At 67.9% G+C, this 25,295-nt stretch carries 22 protein-coding genes; 6 read left to right on the top strand and 16 right to left on the bottom strand.

What is annotated here, in order from left to right; genetic code table 11:
• Nucleotides 1–270: 270 nt before the first annotated feature.
• The 5 genes from ppnN to AABM56_RS16835 all read right to left on the bottom strand — a co-directional run bounded on the left by ppnN (nt 271) and on the right by AABM56_RS16835 (nt 4,267).
• Nucleotides 271–1,647, bottom strand: a complete 1,377-nt coding sequence (gene ppnN / locus AABM56_RS16855) for a nucleotide 5'-monophosphate nucleosidase PpnN (RefSeq protein ID WP_133863176.1) — start codon at nt 1,645–1,647, stop codon at nt 271–273.
• A gap of 126 nt (nt 1,648–1,773) precedes the next feature.
• On the bottom strand, nt 1,774–2,469 hold the full coding sequence (gene tsaA / locus AABM56_RS16850; RefSeq protein ID WP_133863175.1) for a tRNA (N6-threonylcarbamoyladenosine(37)-N6)-methyltransferase TrmO: 696 nt from the start codon (nt 2,467–2,469) through the stop codon (nt 1,774–1,776).
• A gap of 31 nt (nt 2,470–2,500) precedes the next feature.
• A complete protein-coding gene (locus tag AABM56_RS16845; RefSeq protein ID WP_347883533.1) occupies nt 2,501–2,773 on the bottom strand; it encodes a hypothetical protein in 273 nt (90 codons plus the stop codon).
• A 69-nt stretch (nt 2,774–2,842) separates the two neighbouring features.
• Nucleotides 2,843–3,469: a CatB-related O-acetyltransferase gene (locus AABM56_RS16840; RefSeq protein ID WP_133863173.1), complete on the bottom strand. Its 627-nt coding sequence runs from the start codon at nt 3,467–3,469 to the stop codon at nt 2,843–2,845.
• Nucleotides 3,470–3,523: 54 nt separating this feature from the next.
• Nucleotides 3,524–4,267, bottom strand: a complete 744-nt coding sequence (locus AABM56_RS16835; RefSeq protein WP_347883532.1) for a haloacid dehalogenase type II — start codon at nt 4,265–4,267, stop codon at nt 3,524–3,526.
• Nucleotides 4,268–4,367: 100 nt separating this feature from the next.
• Between AABM56_RS16835 and AABM56_RS16830 the strand changes: the two genes are divergently transcribed.
• Together AABM56_RS16830 and AABM56_RS16825 are read left to right on the top strand one after the other, a co-directional pair.
• Entirely contained in the window at nt 4,368–4,955 is a 588-nt protein-coding gene (locus AABM56_RS16830) for an HAD family hydrolase (RefSeq protein WP_133863171.1), read from the top strand.
• Between the two features lie 92 nt (nt 4,956–5,047).
• Nucleotides 5,048–7,237 (top strand): ATP-binding protein, encoded by a 2,190-nt coding sequence (locus tag AABM56_RS16825; protein ID WP_347883531.1) that lies wholly within the window; start codon nt 5,048–5,050, stop codon nt 7,235–7,237.
• A gap of 2 nt (nt 7,238–7,239) precedes the next feature.
• Here the strand turns inward: AABM56_RS16825 and AABM56_RS16820 are convergent, their stop codons facing one another.
• The 4 genes from AABM56_RS16820 to AABM56_RS16805 form a co-directional block, all read right to left on the bottom strand.
• On the bottom strand, nt 7,240–8,241 hold the full coding sequence (locus AABM56_RS16820; protein ID WP_347883530.1) for an alpha/beta hydrolase: 1,002 nt from the start codon (nt 8,239–8,241) through the stop codon (nt 7,240–7,242).
• 19 nt (nt 8,242–8,260) lie between these two features.
• A complete protein-coding gene (locus tag AABM56_RS16815) occupies nt 8,261–9,121 on the bottom strand; it encodes a neutral zinc metallopeptidase (protein ID WP_133863168.1) in 861 nt (286 codons plus the stop codon).
• Nucleotides 9,122–9,239: 118 nt separating this feature from the next.
• Nucleotides 9,240–10,307, bottom strand: coding sequence for an NAD(P)-dependent alcohol dehydrogenase (locus AABM56_RS16810; RefSeq protein WP_133863167.1), 1,068 nt, complete (start codon nt 10,305–10,307; stop codon nt 9,240–9,242).
• A 249-nt stretch (nt 10,308–10,556) separates the two neighbouring features.
• Complete coding sequence (locus AABM56_RS16805) at nt 10,557–11,489, bottom strand: LysR family transcriptional regulator (protein WP_347883529.1); 933 nt, start codon at nt 11,487–11,489, stop codon at nt 10,557–10,559.
• Nucleotides 11,490–11,655: 166 nt separating this feature from the next.
• Between AABM56_RS16805 and AABM56_RS16800 the strand changes: the two genes are divergently transcribed.
• The 3 genes from AABM56_RS16800 to AABM56_RS16790 all read left to right on the top strand — a co-directional run bounded on the left by AABM56_RS16800 (nt 11,656) and on the right by AABM56_RS16790 (nt 14,701).
• Complete coding sequence (locus AABM56_RS16800; RefSeq protein WP_347883528.1) at nt 11,656–12,720, top strand: SDR family oxidoreductase; 1,065 nt, start codon at nt 11,656–11,658, stop codon at nt 12,718–12,720.
• A 100-nt stretch (nt 12,721–12,820) separates the two neighbouring features.
• Nucleotides 12,821–13,591 (top strand): sulfite exporter TauE/SafE family protein, encoded by a 771-nt coding sequence (locus tag AABM56_RS16795; protein WP_133863164.1) that lies wholly within the window; start codon nt 12,821–12,823, stop codon nt 13,589–13,591.
• Nucleotides 13,592–13,813: 222 nt separating this feature from the next.
• Nucleotides 13,814–14,701: an alpha/beta fold hydrolase gene (locus tag AABM56_RS16790; RefSeq protein WP_133863163.1), complete on the top strand. Its 888-nt coding sequence runs from the start codon at nt 13,814–13,816 to the stop codon at nt 14,699–14,701.
• A 221-nt stretch (nt 14,702–14,922) separates the two neighbouring features.
• Here AABM56_RS16790 and AABM56_RS16785 read toward each other — a convergent pair whose 3' ends face one another.
• The 7 genes from AABM56_RS16785 to AABM56_RS16755 all read right to left on the bottom strand — a co-directional run bounded on the left by AABM56_RS16785 (nt 14,923) and on the right by AABM56_RS16755 (nt 23,650).
• Nucleotides 14,923–15,894, bottom strand: coding sequence for a D-2-hydroxyacid dehydrogenase family protein (locus tag AABM56_RS16785; RefSeq protein WP_347883527.1), 972 nt, complete (start codon nt 15,892–15,894; stop codon nt 14,923–14,925).
• Nucleotides 15,895–16,039: 145 nt separating this feature from the next.
• Nucleotides 16,040–16,846, bottom strand: coding sequence for an ABC transporter ATP-binding protein (locus tag AABM56_RS16780; RefSeq protein ID WP_133862634.1), 807 nt, complete (start codon nt 16,844–16,846; stop codon nt 16,040–16,042).
• Nucleotides 16,828–17,841 (bottom strand): iron chelate uptake ABC transporter family permease subunit, encoded by a 1,014-nt coding sequence (locus tag AABM56_RS16775; protein WP_133862635.1) that lies wholly within the window; start codon nt 17,839–17,841, stop codon nt 16,828–16,830. The genes AABM56_RS16780 and AABM56_RS16775 overlap by 19 nt, the downstream gene beginning before the upstream one ends.
• A complete protein-coding gene (locus AABM56_RS16770; RefSeq protein WP_347883526.1) occupies nt 17,838–18,878 on the bottom strand; it encodes an iron chelate uptake ABC transporter family permease subunit in 1,041 nt (346 codons plus the stop codon). The genes AABM56_RS16775 and AABM56_RS16770 overlap by 4 nt, the downstream gene beginning before the upstream one ends.
• Complete coding sequence (locus tag AABM56_RS16765; RefSeq protein ID WP_347883525.1) at nt 18,875–19,819, bottom strand: iron-siderophore ABC transporter substrate-binding protein; 945 nt, start codon at nt 19,817–19,819, stop codon at nt 18,875–18,877. The genes AABM56_RS16770 and AABM56_RS16765 overlap by 4 nt, the downstream gene beginning before the upstream one ends.
• A gap of 241 nt (nt 19,820–20,060) precedes the next feature.
• A complete protein-coding gene (locus AABM56_RS16760) occupies nt 20,061–21,296 on the bottom strand; it encodes a hypothetical protein (protein ID WP_133862637.1) in 1,236 nt (411 codons plus the stop codon).
• A 227-nt stretch (nt 21,297–21,523) separates the two neighbouring features.
• Nucleotides 21,524–23,650, bottom strand: coding sequence for a TonB-dependent siderophore receptor (locus AABM56_RS16755; RefSeq protein WP_347883524.1), 2,127 nt, complete (start codon nt 23,648–23,650; stop codon nt 21,524–21,526).
• Between the two features lie 165 nt (nt 23,651–23,815).
• Between AABM56_RS16755 and guaB the strand changes: the two genes are divergently transcribed.
• Entirely contained in the window at nt 23,816–25,285 is a 1,470-nt protein-coding gene (gene guaB, locus AABM56_RS16750; protein WP_059315777.1) for an IMP dehydrogenase, read from the top strand.
• Nucleotides 25,286–25,295: the final 10 nt, after the last annotated feature.

Below are 25,295 nucleotides of genomic sequence, written 5' to 3'. Positions count from 1 at the left end.
CAACCTGCGCTCTGAGGTTAGCTTGCCTTGCCCTATCGGCGTGGTGAAGAGGGGCTTGAGGCCAGCGTCATGCAGTTAGCGCGCGAGGTGTTTTTGGAGCGGAAAAGTCACTTCGCCACCCGGCAGACGCAGGTCAGCGAAGCGCTCTGGATAGCTAGCTAGCGACTTTTTGATACCACCTGGCTAGCATGATGACCGTTCGTCGAACAGGGTGCTGACGAACGGTCATGGAAGCGGGAAACCAGCCAGAAAGGGCCTACGTGAAAGGATTCAGCTGACCACGCGGTAACAGGGCTCGTAGGCCGCGCCGCCCGGCAGCTTCATGCGGTGCTGCTCGACGAAGGCCTGCAGCAGCCGATCCAGCGGACGCATGATGTCGGGATCGCCATGGATCTCGTAGGGCCCGCGCTCCTCGATCAGCTGGATGCCCTTGGCCTTGACGTTGCCGGCGACAATGCCGGAAAAGGCGCGGCGCAGGTTGGCGGCCAGCTCATGGGGCGGCACGGCATGGGTCAGCTGCAGCGCGGCCATGTTCTCGTGGGTGGGATCGAAGGGGCGCTGGAAGCTTTCCTCGATGCGCAGCAGCCAGTTGAAGTGGAAGGCGTCGTGGCGCTCGCGACGGAATTGCTTGACCGCCTTGAGGCCCTGGGCCATCTGCCGGGCCACCTCGACCGGATCGTTGACCACGATCTGGTAGTGGCGCTGGGCGGCTTCGCCCAGGGTGGCGCCGATGAAGGCGTGCAGCTGCTCCAGGTAGGGCGCGGCGCTCTGCGGCCCGGTGAGCACCACCGGGAAGGGGATGTCCCGGTTGTCCGGGTGCATGAGGATGCCCAGCAGGTAGAGGAACTCCTCCGCCGTGCCGGCGCCGCCCGGGAAGATGATGATGCCGTGACCCGCGCGGACGAAGGCCTCCAGGCGCTTCTCGATGTCGGGCAGGATCACCAGTTCGTTGACGATGGGATTGGGCGCCTCGGCGGCGATGATGCCTGGCTCGGTAAGGCCCAGGTAGCGACCGCCCTGCAGACGCTGCTTGGCGTGGGCGATGGTGGCGCCCTTCATCGGCCCCTTCATCACGCCCGGGCCGCAGCCGGTGCAGATGTCCAGGCTGCGCAGGCCGAGTTCGTGACCGACCTTCTTGGTGTACTTGTATTCCTCGGTGCTGATGGAGTGACCACCCCAGCACACCACCATCTTCGGCTCGACGCCCGCGCGCAGGGTGCGGGCGTTGCGCAGCAGGTGGAAGACGTAATCGGTGATGCCCTCGGAGCTTTCCAGGTCGATGCGCAGGCTGCTCTGTTCGCTCTCGGTGTAGACGATGTCGCGCAGGGCGCTGAACAGCATCTCGCGGGTGCTGGCGATCATCTCGCCGTCGACGAAGGCGTCGGCCGGGGCGTTGATCAGTTCCAGGCGTACGCCGCGGTCCTGCTGATGGATGCGGATCTCGAAGTCCTGGTAGGCCTCGAGGATGGTCTTGGCGTTGTCGCTGTGGGCGCCGGTGTTGAGGATGGCCAGGGCGCACTGGCGAAAGAGCTGGTAGAGGTTGCCCGAGCCGGCGGCGCTGAGCTGCTGGACCTCGCGCTGGGAAAGGGTCTCCAGGCTGCCCTTGGGGCTGACCTGAGCGTTGATGACCTGTCTGCTTGGAGCCATAGATGCTTCCCTATCGGTGATACGGCCGAACGGCGGCCGTAGCCGGGTGCGGATCGCTTCATGCGATCCGCGATCCGGCAATGTCATTGTTGGGGCCTTGGCCGCCGGAATGCAAACCGGGCGGCGTCAGGACGCCGCGGTCACGTCCAGCACCCGGATCTGGTGCGCGGTCGGATAGTGCCAGTGCACCTCCACGTCCCAGAGGCGCACCCCGTAGCGGCGCTCGGGCGCCGGCACTTGGTAGGCCGGTCGGGGGTCCTGGGCCAGGCACTGCTCGATCAGCTCGGCCAGGGGCTCGCCCAGGCGCTGGCCGTGGGCCTCGGCCTGGACCCGCGCCGCATCCGCCCAGCCCACCGCCAGGGCTGGCGGCGGCGCCTCGGCGATGGCGTTGTGGGCGCCCGGCGGGCTGTCGGCGTAGGGCACATAGGGCTTGATGTCCAGCACCGGGGTGCCGTCGAGCAGATCGATCCCCGAGAGCAGCAGCCGCCCCGGTTCCAGGCCGTCGAGGCGGACTACCGACTGGCCGATGCCGTTGGGCCTGTGGGTGGCGCGGGTGGCGAAGACGCCCAGGTAGCGATTGCCCCCCAGGCGCGGTGGCCGCACCCGCAGGCGCGGCTGGCTTTCCAGCGCCTGGTGGAAGAGGAACAGCAGCCAGACATGGCTGACGCCTGCCAGGCCCTCCACCGCCTCGGGCCGGTCGAAGGGCGGCAGCAGTTCCAGCACGCCACGGGCGGCCGGGGCCAGCGCGGGTTGCCGGGGAATGGCGAATTTCTCCTTGAAGCAGGAGCGGACGTGGCCGATGGGGGTGACGCTGTACTGCATGGGGCGGGGCCGTCTGACGCAGGGCCGGTCATTATGCCCTGCCCGAAGCCTCCGCGACCGCCGCGGCCGACGCCTCGGCGGCGTTGCGGCGCACCCCGCGCAGATTCATCGCCGCCAGGCCCAGTTGCAGCACGATCAGGGCATAGGCCTCGGCCTGCAGGCCCCAGGCAATCCACAGGCCGTTGCTCAGCAGGAACACCCAGAAGCCGAAGTTGCGCCGGCCCTGGCGCTGGGAGGCCACCAGCCAGGCGGCGAGCAGGGTGATGGCCATGGCCGGCCATTGCAGCAGATCGAGCGCTTCCATGGAGAACCTTCAAAAGATTGACTAATGAAGGTGAGCCCTGGGAGGCGTCCCGAGTTCCGGGCGCCGGATTCAGGGCGCCGGATGGCGCGCCCGGGCATAGGCGATGAAGCCGTCGATATCGGCGCTGCACAGGTGTTCGCCGGCAGCCAGGATCTCGGCTTCGGGCCAGTCCCACCAGGCGATGTCGAGCAGCGCCTGGCAGGTGGCCTCGGGAAAGCGTCCCTTGATGAAGCGCGCCGGATTGCCGCCCACCACCGCATAGGGTGGCACGTCGCGGGTGACCACGGCACCGGCGGCCACCACGGCGCCGTGGCCGATGGTGACGCCGGAGAGGATCAGCGCATCGGTGCAGATCCAGCAGTCGCTGCCGATCACCACGTCGCCGCGGGTGCCGCCGTAGTCCCTGATGTGGGCCAGGTCGTCGACGAAGGCGGGGAAGGGATAGGTGGTCACCCAGTCCAGCCGGTGCAGGCCGCCAAGCAGGATGCGCACGCCCTCGGCGATGGAGGTGTAGCGACCCAGGCGCAGGGTGGCGCCTTCCTTGAGATCGAACACCTTTGGCGCGCCATAGGTACCGGCGCCGATCTCGTAGTCGGGCAGCTCGCGGCGCAGGCGCGCCGTGCGCTGATGCAGGCGGGGCAGGGCGGCCAGGGCCTGGCGTTCACGTTTCTTGCGCAGCTTGTCGAGAAAACCCATGGAGGTGCCCTGGCGAAAAGTATCCGGCAGGATACCGAAGCGCCCGGGCCGCGCTCAATCGTCGGGGTCGGGTTGATCGCCCGCCAGCACCGGCAGGCCCAGCTGGTCGGCGAGATCCTGGAGATCACTGGCTTCCAGATCCCAGCCGCCGCTGGACACCTCGCCACCCGCCGGTCCCTTTTCCCGGGGGCGCTGGATGAAGGCGGTGGCCAGCCCCAGCTCCTTGGCCGCCTGCAGGTCGCCGTTGTGGGCGGCGCAGAGCATTACCTGTTCCGGTTGCAGGTCGAGCAGGGCGCAGGCGCCCAGATAGACCTCCGCGGCCGGCTTGTAGCGCTGGAAGAGATCGGCGCCAAACAGCATGTCCCAGGGCAGTCCGGCATGGCGGGCCATGTCCAGCAGCAGGCTGACGTTGCCATTGGACAGGGCGCAGACCGGATAGCCCTGGCGCAGCCGCGTGAGACCCGGCACGGCATCGGGCCAGGGGGTCAGCTGATGCCAGAGGCGATTGATCCAGGCCACCTCGGCGGTGGTCAGGCCTACCAGTCCATGGCGTGGCAGCAATTCGTCCAGCGCCAGGCGATGGACCTCGTCGAGGGGCAGCCAGGGCAGGCTGCGGGCGGCGATCTGCGGCAGGATGGCCTCGTAGGCTTCGGCGCGCCAGGCATCGGCCAGCCGCTCCCAGTCGCCCCGGACGCCATGCTTGGCCGACAGCCCCTGCAGGCCCTCGACCAGGCTGCCGCGCCAGTCCACCACGGTGCCGAAGACATCGAAAAGTAGCGCTCGAACGGTCGTCGTCATGGGTAGACTCCTGCGGAAGGTTGTCTCCACCAGACGGAGCACGCATGACCGGGGTTCCCCCGGAGTGCCCGAAGGTCACCTCTCGCCAAAGGATCCCTGCATGACACTGCGTCACCTCAGCCACTGGGTGTTCGACCTGGACGGCACCCTGACCCTGGCGGTACACGACTTCGCCGCCATTCGCCGGCACCTGGGCATTCCCGAGCAGGCCGACATCCTCCACCACCTGGCCGAGCTGCCGGCCACCGAGCGCGAGGCCAAGCACGCCTGGCTGTTCGAGCACGAACGCGAACTGGCCGTCGCCGCCCGCCCGGCACCGGGTGCGGTGGCTCTGATCCGTCGCCTGCACGAAGAGGGTCGCCCGCTGGGCATCCTCACCCGCAATGCCCGGGATCTGGCGCTGCTGACCCTGGCCGCCATCGGCCTGGAGGACTGCTTCGATCCGCCTGCCGTGCTGGGGCGCGACGAGGCGGCACCCAAGCCCGATCCGGGTGGCCTGCTGCGGCTGGCCGACCTCTGGCAGGTGGCGCCGGCCCGGCTGGTAATGGTCGGCGATCACCGCTACGACCTGGAGTGCGGACGGGCCGTGGGCTGCCACACCCTGCAGGTCAATCAGCCGGGCGATCCCTGGCCGGCGGCGCGTGACCAGCGCTTCGACACCTGCGCGGAGATCCTGGCGGCGCTCTGACGCTGGAAATCTGCCCGTTAGGCGTAAATAGTCTGTTGTTTACCGGGTCGCTGGCTAAGATGCCGACTTCGGGTCCAGGTCGTGCCAGCCGTATGAGCCTCCACACGCTTTCGAGCGATCAGCCGTTCTCCGGCGATCTGCGCCAGTACGAGCGCCAGACGCTGGAAAGCCTTGCCACCGGGCTGCCCCTGACCCAGGTGCTGCACGCGCTGCTGCAGCGGGTGGAGGCCCTGGCCCAGGTCCGCCTGCATGCCTGCATTTTGTTGCTCAGCGAGGATGGTCGCTATCTGCAGGACGGCATCGCGCCGAGTCTGCCGGACGCCTACAGCCGCGATCTCGGTCGCCTGGAGATCGGCCCGCTGGCGGGCTCCTGTGGCACCGCCGCCTATCGCCGCGAAGCCGTCTATGTCGAGGACATCGCCTGCGATCCGCTATGGGCTGGCGCTCGCGACCTGGCGCTGCGCTATGGCCTGCGCGCCTGCTGGTCGATGCCGCTGCTGGCCCTGGATGGTCGGTTGCTGGGCACCTTCGCCAACTATTTCCTCGAGCCGCGACGTCCCCTGGCCGCCGAGCGCGACGCCTTCCGCCTGGTCACCGAGACCGCCGCCCTGGCCATCGAGCGTCATCAGGCGGATCTGCTGCTGCGCGAGAGTGAAGACCATTATCGGCACCTGGTGGAACTCAATCCCCAATACACCTGGACCTGCGATCCCAGCGGCCGGCGCATGGTCTTCTCGCCGCGCTGGCAGCAGCTGACCGGCCAGCCGGTACTGGAAGCCGAGAGCTTCTGGGCGCTGCTGCATCCCGACGACCGCCGGACGACCCGGCAGGCCTGGGACGCCGCGCGCAGCGCGGGTCAGGCCTACGACCGGGAGCACCGGGTACGGGTGGCGGACGGCAGCCACTGCTGGCTGCGTACCCGTGCCTATCCACGATGCGATGAAGCGGGCGCCGTGATCCGCTGGTACGGCACCAGCGAAGACATCGACGACCGCCGCGAGGCCGAGGAGGCCCTGCGTCGCGAACGCGCCACCCTGGAACTCCAGGTGCGGGCACGAACCGCCGAACTGGAGGAGCGCAATCGCCAGCTGCGCGAAGAGATGCAGAATCGCGCCCAGGCCGAGGAGCTGCTGCGCCAGGCGCAGAAGATGGAAGCCGTGGGCCAGCTCACCGGTGGCATCGCCCATGACTTCAACAACCTGCTGGCCGGCATCCAAGCCAGCCTGGATCTCATGCGCCGCCGCCTGGCGCCGGAGGCGCTGAACGGGGTCGGCAGTCTGCTCGATACCGCCACCCAGTCGGTCGGCCGGGGCGCCAGTCTGACCCATCGGTTGCTGGCCTTTTCCCGCCGCCAGACGCTCAATCCCCAGGCGGTGGACGTCACCCGGCTGATCGGCGATTTCCAGGAGTTGCTGCGGCACAGCCTGGGGCCGCAGATCCGCTGCCAGCTCGAACTGGACGCCGAACTCTGGCTGGTCGATGCCGATCCGCACCAGCTGGAAAATGCCCTGCTCAACCTGGCCATCAACAGCCGCGATGCCATGCCGGCGGGGGGTAACCTGACCCTCCGCGCACGCAACTGGGTGCAGTCCGACGCCGATCCGGCGCTGCCGGCGGGCGACTACCTGCTGATCGAGGTGGGCGACGATGGCGTGGGCATGACGCCAGCGGTGCTGGAACGGGTCTTCGAGCCCTTCTTCACCACCAAGCCGGTGGGCCAGGGCTCGGGCCTGGGGCTGTCCATGATCTATGGCTTCGTGCGCCAGTCCCGTGGCCAGGTCAGCGTGACCAGCACGCCGGGGCAGGGCTGCCGGGTGAGGCTGCTGCTGCCGCGCCATCCGGCCCTGGCCATTCAGGCCCCCCTTGCCGTCGCCAGCGCCCCGACCGCTCGTGCGCTACCGGATGTCCGGGTATTGCTGGTGGAAGACGATGCGGTCATTCGCCAGTTGCTGGCGCAGCTGTGCGTCGACCTCGGCTGGCGCTATCGCGACGCCGTCGATGCCGAAGCGGCGCTGGCGGCGCTGCGCGAAGGCGAGGGCTTCGACCTGCTGATCACCGATGTCGGATTGCCGGGGTTGAACGGCCGCTTGCTGGCCGGGGCGGCCCGTACCCTCAGACCCCACCTGCCGATTCTCTTCATCACCGGTTATGCGGCGGGCAACGAACCGCCCGTGCCCCTGGTCGGCGAGCGCATGGCGCTGCTGGGCAAACCCTTCACCCTGGAGGCCTTGGTCGCCCAGGTGCAGGAGCTGCTGGACGCGCCCGCGGCCCTGGAGCGCTGAGGCTAGTCGTCGGCGCCGAACAGCGCCCGGCGGCCGGCGGGCGAGGTGAAGATGGCGTCGCCGTTGTGACCGACGCTGGGGACCTCGACCAGCCGCTGGCGCAGCCCCGGATGACGGCCTTGCAGGTAACGGTAGTAATTCAGCCCGCGGGCCAGGCGATAGGGACCCTGGGCCTCGGCGGCGCAGCCCTTGTCCAGCGCCGGATGGTTGGGATTGGTGTCCTCGGCGCCCAGCAGATAGGTGAGGTCGAGTCCCGCATAGTGCTGCTCCAGGCTCGCCGCCGGGCGTCCTTCGGCATAGGCCGGCAGGCCCTGCATGCCGTATTTCCAGGTGTCGTAATCCGGGCAGCTGGCGGCGTCGGCGAAGGGCCCGGGCCGGCCCTGGGCATCCGGACGGCGGGCATCGAAATAGGCATAGGACGACGGATTGGCCACCACGTATCTCAGGCGGATGCCGCGGGCGGCGAGGGCGCGCCCGCCCTGGCCGAGCACGGCATAGCGCTGCACCACCTGGCCACCGCCGGAATGCCCGGCGATCACCACCTCCTGCAGATTGGGCAGCAACCGGCGCTCCGCCAGGCGGGCGAGCAGGGCGTCGAACACCGCGAAGCTGCTCAGCGGCTGCGGACCCAGGGCGGGTTCGCCACCCATCCAGGCATTGCCCTGCCAGCGCAGCAGGGTGTCTGGCAGCTGATGCCGCTGGACGTCCGTTTCGTTGAGGAACTGGGGGGCGATCACCAGGGTGTCCGCCGCGGCGCCGGCCGCCGCCGTGGCCGTCTCGCCGGAACGGAAATAGGTCGCGGCATTGCGCAGGCGACCATGCACGATCACCAGGGCGCGGCGGATTTCCGGATGGGGCTGGTTCCAGTCCGCCGACAGCTGCACGGTAGCCTGCGACTGGTCGATCGGTAGCCGGTCGCTGACGATGCGGGCGACCCCCTCACGAGGCGCCGCCAGGGCGGAGCCCCAGGCCAGGGCCAGGCACAGCGCGAGCAGGCGACGCATCGAGGGCTCCCGGTAGAGGTCAGAGCGTCTTGGCGGCGAAGGTGTCGCAGCTCTCCACCTTGCCACTGTCGAAGCCCGCGCGGAACCACTTGACCCGTTGCGCGGAGCTGCCATGGGTGAAGGAGTCCGGTACCACGCGGCCCTGGGACTGGCGTTGCAGGCGGTCGTCGCCAATGGCGTTAGCGGCGTTCAGCGCCTTCTCCAGGTCACCCGGCTCCAGCCAGTTCAGCCGCTTCTGGGCATCGTTGGCCCAGACCCCGGCATAGCAGTCGGCCTGCAGTTCCAGGCGCACCGACAATCCGGTGGCACCCTCGGTGGGAATGCCGCGACGGCGCGCCGCTTCCATCTTGCTGGTGGTGCCGGTGAGGTTCTGCACATGGTGGCCGACCTCGTGGGCGATCACGTAGGCACGGGCGAAATCGCCATCGGCGCCGAAGCGCTGCTGCAGTTCCTGGAAGAAGGTGAGGTCCAGGTAGACCTTGCTGTCGACCGGGCAATAGAAGGGACCGCTGGCCGCGGTGGCGCCACCGCAACCGGATTGCACCTGGCCGTTGAACAGCACCAGCTTGGGCGGCTGATACTGCTCGCCATGGGCCTGGAAGATGCGCGTCCAGGTGTTTTCGGTCTCGCCCAGCACCACGCGGACGAAGTCCACCTGGCGATTGTCGGCCGGCGCGGTGGTCTCCTGCTGGCTCGGCGCGCTCTGGCCGCTGAGGCTGATCAGGTTGCCGAGGATCTGCGTCGGACTCTGGCCGCTGAGCAGGCCGAACACCACCACCAGGGCCACGCCACCCAGCCCGAGGCCGCCGCCGATCTTCATGCCGCGTCCACCGCTGGCCTGTTGCACGTTGTCGCTACGTTGTCCCTTGTCCCACTGCATGGCGGCCGCCTCGTGATTGTCGTCATCGCTAGGACCGCAGGGCGCGCCAAAAATGCGTTACCGGAAATGACAACGCCCGCGACGGGCGCGGGCGTTGACGGCGGAGCGGAGCGCGGGATCAGGCCGCGGTCTGGCCCTGCTTGAGGCTTTGCATGTCGATCACGAAGCGGTACTTCACATCGCTCTTGAGCATGCGCTCATAGGCTTCGTTGATGTCCTGGATGGCGATCTGCTCGATGTCCGAGACGATGCCGTGCTTGGCGCAGAAGTCCAGCATCTCCTGGGTCTCGCGGATGCCACCGATGAGCGAACCGGCCAGCTGGCGGCGCTTCATCACCAGGTTGAACACGCTGGGCGCCGGGTGCGGCTCGGCGGGTACGCCGACCAGGGTCATGGTGCCGTCCCACTTGAGCAGGGTGAGGAAGGCGTCCAGGTTGTGCGGCGCGGCCACGGTGTTGAGGATGAAATCGAAGCTGTTCGCGTGGGCGGCCATCTCGTCTTCGTTCTTCGACACCACCACCTCGTCGGCGCCCAGGCGCAGGGCGTCGTCCTTCTTGTTGGCGCTGGTGGTGAAGAGCACCACGTGGGCACCCATGGCATGGGCGATCTTCACGCCCATGTGGCCCAGGCCACCCAGGCCGACGATGCCGACCTTCTTGCCCGGACCGACCTTCCAGTGGGCCAGCGGCGAATAGGTGGTGATGCCGGCGCACAGCAGCGGCGCCACGGCGGCCAGGTTCTCGGTGTGGCTCACCTTGAGCACGAACTTCTCGTTGACCACGATGTGGTCGGAGTAGCCGCCCTGGGTGTTCTCGCTGCCGCCGTAGAGGTTGCCGTTGTAGGTGCCGGTGAAGCCGTTCTCGCAATAGGATTCTTCGCCGGCATCGCAGGGGGCGCAGTGCTGGCAGCTGTCGACCATGCAGCCGACGCCGACGCTGTCGCCGACCTTGAAGTTCTTCACGTGGGCACCGACCGCCGTCACCTTGCCGACGATCTCGTGGCCGGGCACGGAGGGGAAGAGGGTGTTGTTCCACTCGTTGCGTGCGGTGTGCAGGTCCGAATGGCAGACGCCGCAGAAGAGGATGTCGATCTGCACGTCGTGGGCGCCGGGTTCGCGCCGCTCGAAGGAGTAGGGCGCCAGGGGCTGGTCGGCGGACTGGGCAGCGTAGCCTTGGGCTTGGCTCATGAGATACCTCATCTAGGTGGTGGAACCGGGGGGTGGAACGTCGCGGCCAGGCGGACCTGGCCAGGTGACAAACCGCCGATCCTGCTGAGCCAGAGCCGACGGCGCCAATCGATCGTCTCGATAATCGTCATGCCGCCCATCGATGGAACTCATGGACGGGCGGGGGTGCGAGAGTTTACGACCGGGGTGCCCGCGCGGATGTTCCCGCTCCCGGCGCGGCAGCCGGGGCCGGTCGTCGCGCGGTCGTGGCTAGTGCGCAAGCTTCGGTGCCACGGTAGGCAGCAGGCGACTGGCCAGATGCTCCAGCAACAGCCGGACCCGTGGCAGGGTCTCGCGACTGCGCGGCCACACCAGGTTGATCGGCGAGCCTTCGACGCCGTGTTCCGGCAGCACGTCCACCAGGGCGCCGCTGGCCAGGTGCGTGGCGATCAGCCAGGTCGGCAACTGGGCGATGCCATGCCCGGCCAGGGCGGCCAGCACCTCGCCTTCGCCATCACCCACCACCAGGCGCGGCTGGAACACCCAGCGTTCGCTGTCGCCCGGCTGCTCGCCGCGCAACTGCCAGGGGCTGATCAGGCCATCGGCCTGGCGAAAGCCGATGCACTGGTGATCGACCAGCTCGGCCGGGGTCCGGGGGCGGCCATGCTGGGCGAGATAGGCCGGAGCGGCGCAGAAGACCTGGCGCTGGGTGCCGAGGAAACGATGCCCCAGGCTGGCCGGCCAGGCGTCGGAGCCGCCGATGCGCACCAGGATGTCGATGCCCTCGTGGACCGGATCGACGAAGCGATCCGACAGCGACAGATCCGGTTGCAACAGCGGATAGCGATGCAGCAGCTCCAGGATCAGCGGCAGCACATGAAGGCGGCCATAGGAAGCGGGCAGGTCGATGCGCACCCGGCCATGGGGTTCGCCGTCCTGGGCGGTCAGCCCCAGCTCGGCCTGCTCCAGCTCGGCCAGTACCCCGGTGCAGGTGCGGTAGAAGCTGGCGCCGGCCTCGGTCAGGGTCAGGCGGCGGGTGGTGCGCTGGAACAGCCGCACGCCCAGGCGGCTTTCCAGGCGGGCCACGCTCTTGCCGATGGTCGAGCCGGTGAGATTGAGGCGCTCGCCGGCCGCGGTGAAGCTGCCGAGATCGGCCACGGTGACAAAGACGTCGAGGCCCTTGAGGCGTTCGGAGGAATACAAGGCTGGCTCCCGATTACGGAATCTGATTCCTGTTAAATAGGAATTTATACCCAGGATACGCCGTTAATTCTCCAATAGGCTGGAATCAACCCTGAGACAAGGCACTCCCTTATCTACAGCGCCTGCGACCGTCGCAGGCCGTCTTCCATCCCTATCTGGAGGTTTCATGCGCAAGGGCACCGCTCTCATCGTCGGCGTGACCGGCATTTCCGGCTACAACCTGGCCAACACCCTGGTCGCCTCGGGTTGGACCGTCTACGGTCTGGCACGCAAGCCGGTGGCGCAGGAAGGCGTCATCCCGGTGGCCGCCGACCTGCTCGACGCCGAGTCCACCCGCCAGGCCCTGGCCGGTCTGCCGATCAGCCATGTGTTCTTCTGCACCTGGACCCGGCGTGCCACCGAGAAGGAAAACGTCGAGGCCAATGGCGCCATGATGGACAACCTCTGCCAGGCCCTGGACGGCGCGCCGCTGCAGCACCTGGCGCTGGTTACCGGTACCAAGCACTACCTGGGTTCCTTCGAGGAGTACGGCAGCGGCAAGGCCGAGACGCCTTTCCGTGAAAGCGAACCGCGCCAGGCCGGCGCCAACTTCTACTACACCCTGGAAGACATCCTCTTCGCCGCCGCCGAGCGGCACGGCTTCGGCTGGAGCGTGCACCGCTCCCACAGCATGATCGGCCAGGCCAAGGGCACCAACGCCATGAACATGGGCCTGACCCTGGCGGTCTATGCCTCCCTGTGCAAGGCCACTGGCCAGCCCTTCGTCTTCCCCGGTTCCCGTACCCAGTGGGACGGCATCACCGACGTCACCGATGCCGGTCTGCTCGCCGAGCAACTGGAATGGGCCGCCCTGGCGCCGGCGGCGCGCAACCAGGCGTTCAACACCGTCAACGGCGACGTCTTCCGCTGGCGTTGGCTGTGGGGCGAGATCGCCGCCTTCTTCGACCTGGAGCCGGCACCCTATCCCGAGCAGCCCATGCCGCTGGAAGCGCGGCTGAAGGACGTGGCGCCGGCGCAGTGGCGCAAGCTCGCCGAGGAGCACGGCCTGGTGGAAGCCGACGTCGACAAGCTCGCCTCCTGGTGGCACAGCGATGCTGACCTGGGCCGCGAGATCGAGTGCCTCAACGACATGACCAAGAGTCGTGACCTGGGCTTCTTCGGCTATCGCGACACCCGGGCGAGCTTTCTCGACCTCTTCACCCGGCTGCGGGCCCAGCGCCTGATTCCCTGAGCCGCTCTGGATCGCCGGTTGCCTTGAACGCGGGCAGCCGGCGGTTTTCACCGGCTGTTTCCGGGGCGCAGAATGAGCTTTCTGTCGCAGGATGCGCCCCATGCTCGAAACCCTCGCTGCCCTGATTCCAGCCTTCAGCCCCATCGACTGGCTGTTCATCGAAGCCATCGTGGTCCTGGCCTATCTGATCTTTGGCGTCGCCGGCTTTGGCAGCGCCCTGGTCGCCGGTCCCTTGCTCACCAGCTGGATGCCCCTGTCGCGCATCGTGCCCTTGCTGGTGATGCTGGATTTCCTCGCCTCCTTCCACAACTGGCTGCCGGATCGCCGCGCCATCGCCGGCCGCGAACTCGGACGGCTGCTGCCGATGCTGCTGCTCGGCGCCGCCCTGGGCACCTACCTGCTGATGCGCACCGATGCCCGGCTGCTGATGCTCTGGCTGGGCCTCTTCGTGGTCGTCTATTCCACCTACAGCCTGCTCACCCCCAAAGGCTTTCGCCAACTGGCGCCGGCCTGGTCGATCCCGGCGGGCGGGGTCGGGGGCCTCTGTGGCGCCCTGTTCGGCAGCGGCGGCTTTCTCTATGCGCTCTATCTCAACGGTCGCTTGGAAGACAAGAACGCCATCCGCGGCACCCAGAGTTTTCTCATCGGCTGCAGCGCCTCCATCCGCATCGTCCTGCTGCTGATCGCCGGCGCCTACAGCGACGGCCGCCTGTTGCTCCTCGCGGTCTGCCTGCTGCCCGCCATGCTGCTCGGTGGCTGGATCGGTCGCCACCTGCAACGGCGCCTGTCCCGCGAACGCTTCACCCGCCTGGTGACCTGGCTGGTGCTGGTCTCCGGCGTGACCCTGATCGGGCGGTATCTGGCGGGCTAGCCAGATCATCCGGGGCGGAGGTCCCGTAGGTTGGGTTGAGACGGCTCCATCGTCGAAGCCCAACGAGACCGGACATCCCTGCTGGGCTTCGCTGCGCTCAACCCAACCTACATCGCATCTGGATGGAAAACCGCTTGGCGTTTTCCACGCGAAGTGGCCACCTTGGGAACTCCCAGGCCCACCCACCTCTCCGCTCTACAACACCCTTTGCGGAGAACTCTGATGCTCACCTCCATCCAGGCCGGCGTCTTGGACGTGGCCTATCAGGTCCAGGGACCGGACGGCGGCGCGCCGGTCCTGCTGCTGCATGGCTTTCCCTACGACATCCACGCCTACGCCGAGGTGGCCGATGAACTGGCCGCCGCTGGCTGCCGGGTCTATGTGCCCTATTTGCGCGGCTACGGCGCCACCCGTTACCTAAGCGCCGATACCCCGCGCTCCGGCCAGCAGGCGGCCCTGGCCCATGACGTCCTGGCACTGCTCGATGCCCTGGGCCTGGAGCGGGCGACCCTGGCCGGTTACGACTGGGGTGGCCGCGCCGCCGGCATCGTCGCCGCCCTCTGGCCCGAACGGGTCGCGGGGCTGGTGCTGGGCGACGGCTATCCGATCCAGGACATCGCCGCCGCGGCGACCCAGCCGGCCGAGCCGGCGGCGGAGCTGCGCTATTGGTACCAGTACTATTTCCACGGTGAACGGGGGCGCGCCGGCCTGGCGGAACATCGCCGCGATTTCTGTCGACTGCTCTGGTCGCTGTGGTCACCCAGCTGGCGCTTCAGCGACGCCACCTATACGCTTAGCGCCGCGGCCTTCGACAATCCCGATTTCGTCGACACCGTGATCCACTCCTATCGCCACCGCTACGGCCTGGCCCCGGATGCTCCGGCCTATGCCGAGACCGAGCGCCGGCTCGCCGCGCAGCCACCCATCCACGTGCCCACCACGGTATTGGCGGGCGCCGACGATGGGGTCACCAAGGTGCAGGGTGAGGCCAGGGTGGCGCAGCACTTCAGCGGACCCTTCCGCTACGAGGTGCTACCTGGCTGCGGCCACAACATTCCCCAGGAAGCCCCCGTAGCCTTCGCCGCCGCGGTAAGGGAGCGGTTGCCGTAGGTTGGGTTGAGACGGCTTCATCGTCGAAACCCAACAGCGCTCAAGCCTGGACAATGGTGGGCTTCGCTGCGCTCAACCCAACCTGCGAGGTGTACACCGCTTTTCCCCCTCTCTTTCTGGGAGAGGGCTGGGGTGAGGGTGCAGTTGTCAGGCCTCGCTGCGCCCAACAGAGCGCTGCGTAGAGTGGATAACGGCGCAGCCTTATCCACGCGCCCCCAAGCCTACCGCCCCCACACCTCCGGATTGGCCAGCCCCGTCGGTTCGCCGGCGAAGAAGCCCACCAGGTTGGCGAAGGCCTCGCCGAAATAGAGTTCGTAGCTGTGCTTTTCCACGTATCCCAGGTGCGGGGTGCAGAGCACCTGGGGATGGGCGAGCAGGGGATCGTCCGGCGCCACCGGCTCCTGCTCGAAGACATCCAGCGCCGCCTGGCCGGGATGCCCCCGTTCCAGCGCCGTGAGCAGGGCGCCGGGTTCGATCAGGCCGGCGCGGGCGGTGTTGACCAGCAGGGCGCTCTTCTTCATCCGCGCCAGGTCTTCGGCCCGCACGCAGCCGCGGCTGCGCTCGCTGTATCTCAGATGCAGGCTGATGATATCGGCCTCGGCGAAGAAAGACTCCTGGCTGGTCGCCGCACGATGGCCGTCGGCTTCGGCGCGGGCGCGCGAGGCCTCGCTGCCCCAGACCAGCACCGGCATGCCGAAGGCCTGCCCGTAGCGCGCCAGGCGCTGGCCGATCTTGCCGTAGCCCCAGATGCCGAGGAGCTGCCCATCCAGCCGTTCGCCCAGGTTGACCTGCCAGCGTCCGGCATAGAGGGCGTCGATGGCCGGCTTGAGCTTGCGCCGGGCCATGAGTATCAGCGTCCAGGTCAGCTCGGCGGTGGAGACCGGCGAACCACTGCCTTCGCAGACGGCTATTCCCCGGTGGGTGCAGGCGGCCACATCGAGGTGGGCGGTGGCCTTGCCGGTCTGGCTGATCAGCTTGAGGCGTGGCAGATGCGCCAGCAGCTCGGCGTCGATACGGGTGCGCTCACGGGTCAGCACCAGGGCATCGGCATCGCGGAAGCGCTCCACCAGCACCTTGGGATCACGCTCGGCGTCGTGATAGAGCGTCACCTGATGCCCGGCGCGCTGGAGCAGGGGGTAGCAATCCAGGGTTTCGACGACGTGCTGGTAGTCGTCGGGGATGACGATATGCATGGCGGGCTCCGTTGTTGTTCTGGATCGCCAGTGGAGCACCTGCGGGATCGTCCGACAAGATGGGGTGCAACGGTGGACGAGGCGGCGCCGTCGTCCACCCTACCGGTAGCCTGGAAAACCGCGCAGCGTTTTCCGGGGCCTGCGTCTAATAGGGAATCACCAGCGGCGTGCCCGCCAGGGGATTCTCGATCACCGCGCACCTGAGGCCGTACAACGCCTCGATCAGCTCGGGGGTGACGATCTCCGCCGGCGGGCCCTCGGCGAGGATGCGGCCGGCGCGCAGGGCGATGATGTGGTCGGCGTAGCGACAGGCCTGGTTGAGGTCGTGCAGTACCGCCACCAGGGTGCGGCCACCCTCCCGATTGAGCCGGCAGAGCAGCTCCATCAGCTCCACCTGGTGGGCGATGTCGAGAAAGGTGGTGGGTTCGTCGAGCAGCAGTAGCGGGGTCTCCTGGGCCAGCGCCAGGGCGATCCACACCCGCTGGCGCTGCCCGCCGGAGAGGCTGTCCACCGCCCGCTCGGCCAGTGCCAGGGTATTGGTGGCTTCCAGGGCGTGCTGCACCGCGCGCTCGTCGGCCTCCGTCCAGCCGGCGAAGGCCTGGCGATGGGGATGGCGCCCGCGGGCCACCAGGTCGCTGACCAGGATGTCGTCCGGTGCCACCGCGCTCTGCGGCAGCAGGCCGATACGCCGGGCCACCTCGCGGGTCGGCAGGTCCTGGATCAGCCGGCCGTCCAGGCGCACCTCGCCGGCGCTGGGGCGGATCAGCCGCGCCAGGCTGCGCAGCAGGGTCGACTTGCCGCAGCCGTTGGGGCCGATGATGACGGTGAAGCGGCCATCGGGCAGCCGCACATCGAGGTCGGCGCAGATCGGCTGGCCGCCGTAGCCCACGGTGAGGCGGTGGGCGGCGAGGCGACTGGAGGGGGCGTCTTGGCTCATGAGGTCCGCCGCCATTCGCGGCTCAGCAGGAAGATCAGATAGAGGCCGCCCAGGGCGCCGGTGAGCAACCCGACCGGAATCTGGAAGGGCGCCAGCAGCCGCTGGGCCAGCAGGTCGGCCAGGGCGGTGAGGCAGGCGCCGAGCAGGGCGGGGGCGAGGATGCCGAGATCGGCGCTGCGGGTCAGGCGGCGGGCCAGCTGGGGCGCCGCCAGGGCGACGAAGCCGATGGGGCCGGCGGTGGCGATGGCCAGGGCGGCCAGGGCCACGGCGACCGCCAGCAGCAGATTCTGGCTGGGCAGCACGGCCAGGCCCAGGGCGCGGGCCAGGTCGTCGCCCAGCTCCAGCAGGCGCAGCCGCCGCGCCAGCCAGGCGGCCAACGGCAGGAGCAGCAGGCAGCCGGCGAGCAGGGTCAGGGTGCGACTCCAGGTCAGCATGTCGAGGCTGCCGAACAGCCAGAGCCGGGCCTCCTGGGCTTCATCCAGCTCGGCGCGGGTCAGCAGGTATTCGTTGAGCGAGGCGAGCAGGGCGCTGACGGCGATGCCGAGCAGGATCATCCGCTCGCCACGTATCCCGGCCAGAGCCGCCAGGCCGGCGACCAGTGCCGCGGCCAGCAGCCCGCCGCTGAGGGCGCCCAGCATCAGCGCCGCGCCGCCCAGTTGCAGCCAGAGCAGGGTGATCAGCGCCCCGCTGGCCGAGCCGACGGTGAAGCCCACCAGATCCGGACTGGCCAGGGGATTGCGCGCCAGCCGCTGGAAGATGGCGCCACTGGCACCCAGGGCCGCGCCGACGCCAAAGGCCGCCAGCAGTCGCGGCAGGCGCAGCTCCAGCAGGATCAGACTGGCCAGGGCGTCGCCCCGACCGAGCAGGGTGGCCGCCACCCGGTGCGGCGCCGGAGCGAAGGCACCGCCGCTGAGCGTCAGGGCACAGATGCCGATGGCCGCCAGCAGGAGCAGCAGCAGGCAGGCCTTGAAGCGCGCCGAGCGGCGGGGGGCGAAGCGATGACGACTCAAGGGCGCACCCGCCGGGCGAAACGGATGATCAGCGCGAGCAGCACCGGGGTGCCGAGCAGGGCGCAGACTATTCCGGCCTCCAGCTCGCCCGGCAGGGCCACGCGGCGGCCCAGGGTGTCGGCCAGCAACAGCAGATTGGCCCCGGCCAGGGGCGCCAGCGCCAGAATCCAGCGCCAGTCGGCGCCCACCAGCAGGCGCAGGGCGTGGGGCACCACCAGGCCCAGGAAGCCGATGGGGCCGGCCACCGCGGTGGCGGCGCCGCACAGCAGCACGATGGCGACGAAGGCCAGCAGCCGCAGTTGCCCGGGGCGGGCGCCCAGGGCACGACCGAGGTCGTCGCCCAGGGCCAGGGCATTGAGACGGCTCCCCAGGGGCAGGCCCAGCAGCAGGCCGATCAGCAGCAGCGGCAGGATGCCGAGGGCGCCACCCGGCGTCTGGCCGCTCAGGGCGCCCACCGCCCAGAAGCGGTAGCTGTCGAACACCGCGCTGTCGAACAGGGTGATGATGCCGGTGCAGGCGTTGAGGCTGGCGCTGAGGGCGATGCCGGCCAGGATCAGTCGCAGCGGCTGGCCACGGGCCGGGGCGCTGCCACCGAGCAGATAGACCAGGCCGGCGGCCAGGGCCGCCCCCAGCAGGGCGCAGGCCAGGCGCGTCGGGGCGTCGTCCAGCCCTGCCAGCGACAGCCCGGCCACCACGGCAAAGGCCGCTCCGGCATTGATCCCCAGCAGTCCGGGGTCGGCCAGGGGATTGCGCGTCAGCGCCTGCATCAGGGCGCCGGCCAGGCCCAGGGCGGCGCCCACCAGCAGCCCGAGCAGGGTGCGCGGCAGACGCAGCTGCCAGAGCACCACGGCCTCGGTGGAGTCATCGGGCGCAACCAGCAGGTGCAGGATCTGCGCCGCCGACAGCGACCGTGCGCCTATGCCCAGACTCGCCACCACCGCCAGCGCCAGGACGATCAGCAGCAGGACCAGCACCAGGCCACCGCGGGCGGCGGATGCCCGTTGTGCAAGAGGCGCGGGGCGGGCCGGCGGGGTCATGTCATCCCCAGGGCGCCGGCGACCGTGCCGATCACCTGGCGGGCGGCGAGGGGCCCGGCGTTGAGATAGAAGGCGTCGGTATCCACGCGAACGGCCCGGGACTGACGCACCGCAGTCAGCCGCGGCCACAGCGGTTGCCGCGCCAGGCTGGCCAGGGCGGTGCCCTGCTCGGCGTAGAACAGCCAGTCGGCGTCGGCCAGATCCAGCAACTCGGCGCTGACATCTCGCGAGGTGCCCTTGAAGCGCTGCGCCGCCGGGCGGGTCACGCCCATGGCCTGCAGCAAGCCGCCGGCAAAGGAATCCGCGCCCATCAGGCGCAGCCGGGCGCCACTGGAAAACAGCAGGGAGGCGGAGGGTGGCTGAGCGCCGAAGCGCTGCGCCAGGCCGGCGAGATCCCGATCCAGGTCCGCCAGCAGGCGCTCGGCCTGCTGGCGCCGCCCCAGGGCATCGGCCAGCACGAGGAAGTCCGGCCGCCAGTTGCCACCGGTGCCGCGCGCCACCACCGTGGGGGCGATGCGCGAAAACAGCTCCAGGCCGCCGGCCTTGAGCACGGTGCGATTGAGCACGATCAGATCCGGCGCCAGACGCGCCAGGGCTTCCAGATCCGGCGCCTGGCGACTGCCCAGATCGACCATGGCGTCCAGCTCGCCGGCGCGGCTGGCGAGGGAGGTGCGCAGATAGCCGGGGGCCAGTTCGCGATTGTCCACCCGGGTGGTGCCCGCCGGGATCACGCCCAGGCTCAGGGCGGCGTCCAGCTGGCCGGTGGAGATCACGGCCACGCGTTGGGGCTGGCGGGGAATGAGGGTCCTGCCCACCACATGCTCCACCTGCCGCGGAAAGTCGCCATCCACCGCCGACGCGCGTGCGCATACCCGACCCGGCAGCCCGGCGAGCAGGGCGGTACCGGCGGCGAATTGCAGAAGGGCGCGGCGATCGAGCATGACGGGGACTGGCTGAAGACGGAAAGAGGCCCGCCAGGCGGGCCGAGGCCCCGAGCGGGGCGGCTAGGATAGAGCATCAGCGCAGGGCTGGCATCCGCTGTCCAGTGCCTCTTTCTGGCTCAGGGCTGTTTTCTTCGCCCGCCCTCGGCGGTGCTGTCGCCTCGATTGCTCCGAGCCACCGGATCGGGCGAAAGCCATGGGACCCCGACGCTCGTGCAGGCAGGGTCCCCACGGCCGGGCCCTAGCTGCCTATGCCACGCTGACCGGCGGATACCGTGCCGGCCACGTCCTGCAGATCCTGGATGCCCACCAGTTGGATCAGCGAGTCGGCGGTGTCGATCTGGCCGGTATCGCCCACGTTGTGCAGGACGTAGGTGTCCGTCCCATAGTGAAAGACGGCGGCATGCTCGTTGTAGGCCATGGATTGCGCCACCTGTTGCAGCGCGCCGTACAGGCTGGTGGCGTCTTTGAGGGCGGCATCCGCTACCGTGGTCACCGCTTCGGGTTTCTGGATCGAAAAACCGAAGATGAGGTGGTCTTCACTGGCCTGGTAGTCGGTGATTGTGATGTGGTTGGCCGCCAGGGAGCGATTGGCGGCGGCGCTGCTACTGCCATCGAAGTTGGCCAGCGTGCCGCCGCCCAGGGTGTCGACGGATAGGTAATCCCGGCCTTCACCCAGGGTGACGGTGGCACCGTGACCATAGTTGCCCCTTACGGTGGCATTGTGCGCCGCGACGCCTTTTTCGACGGACAGGTCGATGGAGTCACCACCCGCGCCGGCGTTGATGACCACATCGGCCTGCTGGATGTAGGCGAAGATATCGTCCCCACCTGCACCTGTGTCTATCGTCAACGGCTTCGCCCGGGAATTGCCGAGCGCGGCGACGCTGTCCAACTCCGCTGCGGCGATGGTGCTGACATAGAGAAAATCGCCCGCGCTACCGGTCGTTACCGTCTTAAGAAAGGCACTCTCGCTACGCACGTCAGGGCCATCATTTCGGTAGGCATTGGTCAGGTCGATGAACAGGCCGACGGTGGACTGGGAGCCGTCGAACGTCTGCAGCCCGTCGAAGTTGCTCAGGTCGACGTGGGACCAGAGATTGAGGTCGTTGCTGGGCACATCGGTGAGGCTGACGGTCAGCTTGGCAATGCTGGAGTCCAGCGAACTATCACCCGGACTGGTGCCGCGGGTATGGCCATCCAGAAGCGTTCGTTGCTCTTCATAGTGACCGATGAGGCTCACTTCATTCAGCGTGGAGCCTGCCGTGTAGTGCGGGCCGCTGGCGTCGAAGGTCTTGGCGAAACCGACCTTGGCTGCGGCGGCATTGATGTCGAGAGTAAGGCGCGGCTGGTTCTGGAACGCGTAGTAGCTGACGCCGTCGAAGGTGCCGGCTGGCGTGGCGGGTACGGTGCTCTGCGATGCCTTGGCGAAGGCGAGGGTTTGGTCATCTTCTAGCGGTAGTTGCTTGGCAGTCATGGCGTTCATCCTTTGAAGATCAGGTTGAGCGCTCGCTGGACTTGCTCAGGGGAGCAAACGACTTGAACAGACGAACGTGGACGGGACAGTGCCTGCCTTTCAAAGGCTCGTCAGCGAACCATGCCGCAATTTGTTGTAACTGATAGAGGTTGCCAGGAGGTCGAAAGCCTCCTAGCCCTCGGCCTGTTTCCCATGCTGAGAACTGGCAGGTAGGCATCCCCTTTGGATCAGAAGCTCACCGTGGCAGTCAGCCGCGCCGTCCGCGGTTCGCCCACCGCCACCTGCAGCGGACTGTTGGCGCTCGACGGGTAGTACTGCTTGTCGAACAGGTTGTCGACGTTGAGCTGCAGGCGGGTCTGGTAGCCGGTCACCGGCAGGTCCCAGCGCAGGAAGGCGTCGGCCACGGTGTAGCTGCTCATGTAGAAGCTGTTGGCCGCATCGCCGGCCCGCTCGCCGACGTAGCTCGCGCCGCCGCCGAGGTGCCAGCCACCGAGGTTGGAGGGGACCAGCAGGTGGTGGGTCAGATAGAGACTACCGCTGTGCTTGGGCGCCTGGGGCAGGCGCTTGCCCTCGTTGCTGGGATCATCGAGCACCTCGGTATGATCGTAGGCGTAGGTGGCAATCATGTCCCAGCGCTCGGCCAGATGGCCGGTGAGGTCCACTTCGAGGCCCCGCGAGCCGACTTTGCCGGCGGCTTCGCTCACGCTCACACCCGCCACGTTGCTGGTGGTCACCACATTCTTCTTCTGGATGTCGTACAGCGCCACGTTCAGATTCAGACCAGGCGTCAGGTCGTACTTGGCACCCACCTCGAAGCTGCGGCCTTCTTCGGGATCGAAGGTGTTGCCGCGGTCGTCGACGGTGGTGTTCGGCACGAAGGATCGACTGTAGTTACCGTATAGCGACAGGGTATCGGTGGCCTGGAACACCACACCGGCCAGCGGCAGAGCCGCGTGATCGCGCTTGTTCAGATTGACGACGTAATCCCGGCCCAGGCCTTGATCGCTGTGCTGCTTGAAACTCTGGTAGCGGCCGCCCAGCACCAGGATCCAGCGATCATTCAGGTGCCAGTTGTCCTTGAAGTACAGCGAAGTGGATTCCAGGCTGCTGTCCTGATCGCTCTGGGTCGTACTCAGGAGGCTGGGTGCTGCCAGGCTGCCGTACACCGGCGCGTTGATATTGATGTTGCGGCGCGAGGCATTGTTGTTGCGGTAGGTGTTGCCACGGTACTGGTCGTTATCCTCGTGATCGAGGCCCACCAGCAGATCATGGCGTTGGCCCAGCAGATCCTGCCGGCCGATGAAGTCCCAACTGGCGTACGTCGTCTCGTAATTGTAATGGGCGCCATTGGCCGTCCGCAGCAGATTGCCATTCGCGGCCAAGGAGACCGGCTGGGCGAAGTCCAGGCTGTACCTGTCGTTGTTCCAGGCGTAGATCAGCCGCGTCTTCCAGTCATCACTGAGCTGGTACTCGTAGCGAGCGCTAGCCGTCTCGGTGATGCCTTTGCTCTCGGACCATTTCTCGTCGAGGCGCTTGTCGTAGCTGGCGCTGCTGGGATGCCCATTGACGAACACCGTCCCGCGATCCACCGGGCCGGTGTAATCGTTATAGGAATAGGCCAGGGTCAGGCTGGCGCGCTCGCCGGTCCAGGACAGCGACGGCGCCACCAGGGTGTGCTGATCCACCCCATAATTGCGCCAGTAGTCCTCGCTCTGGCGCTCGGCGATCAGCCGATAGGCGAAGCCGCTGTCACCCAGGGGGCCGGTGGTGTCGATGCCGAGATTGCCGCCGCCTTCGCTATAGGCCGAGCCGCTCAGGGTGGTGCGTTGCTGGTACTGCGGCTGCTTGCTGACCACGTTGATCAGGCCGCCGGGCTCCAGGGCGCCATAGAGCAGCGAGGCGGGGCCCTTCAGGACTTCCACGCGCTCGGCGGTGGCGTCGAAGTTGTGCGACAGATTCGAGCGCACCCCATCGCGAAAGATGGAGCCATCGGCGTTGCTGCCGAAGCCGCGTTTGACGAAGGCATCCTTGGTCCCGGCCAGGGTGTTGCTCTGGGTCACGCCGCTGACGAATTTCGAGGCATCGTCCAGGGTCCGCACCTCGTAGTCCTGGATCAGCTGCGGGGTCACGGTCTGCACCGACTGCGCCTCTTCCCTGATCAGCACATCGCTCTTGCTCGCCGTGGAAGCGGTAGCCGCCCGATAGCTGTCGTCCGCCTCGCTGGCCGTGGCGGAAATATCCATGGGGGCGAGACTGGCGTTTTCCGCGGCCAGCAGGCCCGAACTGGTTGCCAGGGCCAGGGTGCTGAAGGCGAAGGGCGCGAAACGGCGAAGGGCTCTGGGCAGCGTGTTCAAGGGCGATCTCGGCAGGGGCGGGTGAAGTGGCGGCGATTCTATGTTGATAGTCATTCTCACGTAAATCGAATCCTCTTACCGTTGGTGTCCGAGTGCGTTGCCGCCCATCCCCAAGCGCAGGTATAATGTCGCGCTCCTAAATTTTCCCGCCCGGGAGCGCCCGCCATGCTGCGCATCAGCCAAGAAGCCCTGACGTTCGACGATGTTCTCCTCATCCCCGGCTATTCGGATGTCCTGCCGAAAGACGTCAGTCTCAAGACCCGCCTGACCCGTGGCATCGAGCTGAACATTCCCCTGGTGTCCGCCGCCATGGACACCGTGACCGAGTCCCGTCTGGCCATCGCCATGGCCCAGGAAGGCGGCATCGGCATCATCCACAAGAACATGACCGTCGAGCAGCAGGCCGCGGAAGTCCGCAAGGTCAAGCGCTTCGAGGCCGGCGTGGTGAAGGACCCCATCACCATCGACGCCGACGCCAGCGTGCGCGATCTGTTCGACCTGACCCGCCTGCACAACATCTCCGGTGTCCCGGTGATCTCCGGCCGTGACCTGGTGGGTATCGTCACCTCCCGCGACGTGCGCTTCGAGACCCGTCTCGACGTGCCGGTGCGTGAAGTCATGACCCCCAAGGATCGCCTGGTCACCGTGCGCGAAGGCGCCGACAAGCAGGAAGTCCGCGAGCTGCTGCACAAGCACCGCATCGAGAAGGTGCTGATCGTCGACGAAGCCTTCGCCCTCAAGGGCATGATGACCGTCAAGGACATCGAGAAGGCCAAGGCCTACCCCAACGCCAGCAAGGACGACGCCGGTAGCCTGCGCGTCGGTGCTGCCGTCGGTACCGGTTCCGAGACCCCCGAGCGCGTGGCCGCCCTGGTCGCCGCCGGCGTCGACGTCATCGTCGTCGACACCGCCCACGGTCACTCCAAGGGCGTGATCGAGCGCGTGCGCTGGGTCAAGGAGACCTATCCGCAAGTGCAGGTCATCGGCGGCAACATCGCCACCGCCGAAGCCGCCAAGGCCCTGGCTGACGCCGGCGCCGACGCGGTCAAGGTCGGCATCGGCCCGGGCTCCATCTGCACCACCCGCATCGTCGCTGGTGTCGGCGTGCCGCAGATCTCCGCCATCGCCAACGTCGCCGCCGCTCTCGAAGGCACTGGCGTGCCACTGATCGCCGACGGTGGCATCCGCTTCTCCGGTGACCTGTCCAAGGCCATCGTCGCCGGTGGCTACTGCGTGATGATGGGCTCCATGTTCGCCGGTACCGAAGAGGCCCCGGGCGAGGTCGAGCTGTTCCAGGGTCGCTCCTACAAGTCCTACCGCGGCATGGGCTCCCTGGGCGCCATGTCCCAGACCCAGGGCTCCAGCGACCGCTACTTCCAGGACTCTGCCTCCGGCGCCGAAAAGCTGGTTCCCGAAGGCATCGAAGGCCGCGTCCCCTACAAGGGCCCGCTGGCGGCGATCATCCACCAGCTGATGGGCGGCCTGCGTGCCTCCATGGGCTACACCGGTTGCGCCACCGTCGAGCAGATGCGCACCAAGCCGCAGTTCGTGCGCATCACCGGCGCCGGCATGGCCGAGTCCCACGTCCACGACGTGCAGATCACCAAGGAAGCGCCTAACTACCGCGTTAGCTGATTCCTGATTC

It is taken from the genome of Pseudomonas aestiva (assembly GCF_039908605.1).
Taxonomy (GTDB): domain Bacteria; phylum Pseudomonadota; class Gammaproteobacteria; order Pseudomonadales; family Pseudomonadaceae; genus Chryseomonas; species Chryseomonas aestiva.
The sequence above is the reverse complement of the archived record's forward strand: the minus strand, read 5'-3'. Positions and strand labels throughout refer to the sequence as shown.

Excerpts from the sequence above, each read along its gene's own strand:
- AABM56_RS16765 (WP_347883525.1), bottom strand. The coding sequence starts at position 19,819 with ATGCTCGATCGCCGCGCCCTTCTGCAATTCGCCGCCGGTACCGCCCTG.
- AABM56_RS16770 (WP_347883526.1), bottom strand. The coding sequence starts at position 18,878 with ATGACCCCGCCGGCCCGCCCCGCGCCTCTTGCACAACGGGCATCCGCC.
- AABM56_RS16830 (WP_133863171.1), top strand. The coding sequence starts at position 4,368 with ATGACACTGCGTCACCTCAGCCACTGGGTGTTCGACCTGGACGGCACC.
- AABM56_RS16785 (WP_347883527.1), bottom strand. The coding sequence starts at position 15,894 with ATGCATATCGTCATCCCCGACGACTACCAGCACGTCGTCGAAACCCTG.
- tsaA (WP_133863175.1), bottom strand. The coding sequence starts at position 2,469 with ATGCAGTACAGCGTCACCCCCATCGGCCACGTCCGCTCCTGCTTCAAG.
- AABM56_RS16835 (WP_347883532.1), bottom strand. The coding sequence starts at position 4,267 with ATGACGACGACCGTTCGAGCGCTACTTTTCGATGTCTTCGGCACCGTG.
- AABM56_RS16800 (WP_347883528.1), top strand. The coding sequence starts at position 11,656 with ATGCGCAAGGGCACCGCTCTCATCGTCGGCGTGACCGGCATTTCCGGC.
- AABM56_RS16790 (WP_133863163.1), top strand. The coding sequence starts at position 13,814 with ATGCTCACCTCCATCCAGGCCGGCGTCTTGGACGTGGCCTATCAGGTC.
- guaB (WP_059315777.1), top strand. The coding sequence starts at position 23,816 with ATGCTGCGCATCAGCCAAGAAGCCCTGACGTTCGACGATGTTCTCCTC.
- AABM56_RS16795 (WP_133863164.1), top strand. The coding sequence starts at position 12,821 with ATGCTCGAAACCCTCGCTGCCCTGATTCCAGCCTTCAGCCCCATCGAC.
- AABM56_RS16825 (WP_347883531.1), top strand. The coding sequence starts at position 5,048 with ATGAGCCTCCACACGCTTTCGAGCGATCAGCCGTTCTCCGGCGATCTG.
- AABM56_RS16810 (WP_133863167.1), bottom strand. The coding sequence starts at position 10,307 with ATGAGCCAAGCCCAAGGCTACGCTGCCCAGTCCGCCGACCAGCCCCTG.
- AABM56_RS16840 (WP_133863173.1), bottom strand. The coding sequence starts at position 3,469 with ATGGGTTTTCTCGACAAGCTGCGCAAGAAACGTGAACGCCAGGCCCTG.
- AABM56_RS16815 (WP_133863168.1), bottom strand. The coding sequence starts at position 9,121 with ATGCAGTGGGACAAGGGACAACGTAGCGACAACGTGCAACAGGCCAGC.
- AABM56_RS16760 (WP_133862637.1), bottom strand. The coding sequence starts at position 21,296 with ATGACTGCCAAGCAACTACCGCTAGAAGATGACCAAACCCTCGCCTTC.
- AABM56_RS16820 (WP_347883530.1), bottom strand. The coding sequence starts at position 8,241 with ATGCGTCGCCTGCTCGCGCTGTGCCTGGCCCTGGCCTGGGGCTCCGCC.
- AABM56_RS16780 (WP_133862634.1), bottom strand. The coding sequence starts at position 16,846 with ATGGCGGCGGACCTCATGAGCCAAGACGCCCCCTCCAGTCGCCTCGCC.
- ppnN (WP_133863176.1), bottom strand. The coding sequence starts at position 1,647 with ATGGCTCCAAGCAGACAGGTCATCAACGCTCAGGTCAGCCCCAAGGGC.
- AABM56_RS16845 (WP_347883533.1), bottom strand. The coding sequence starts at position 2,773 with ATGGAAGCGCTCGATCTGCTGCAATGGCCGGCCATGGCCATCACCCTG.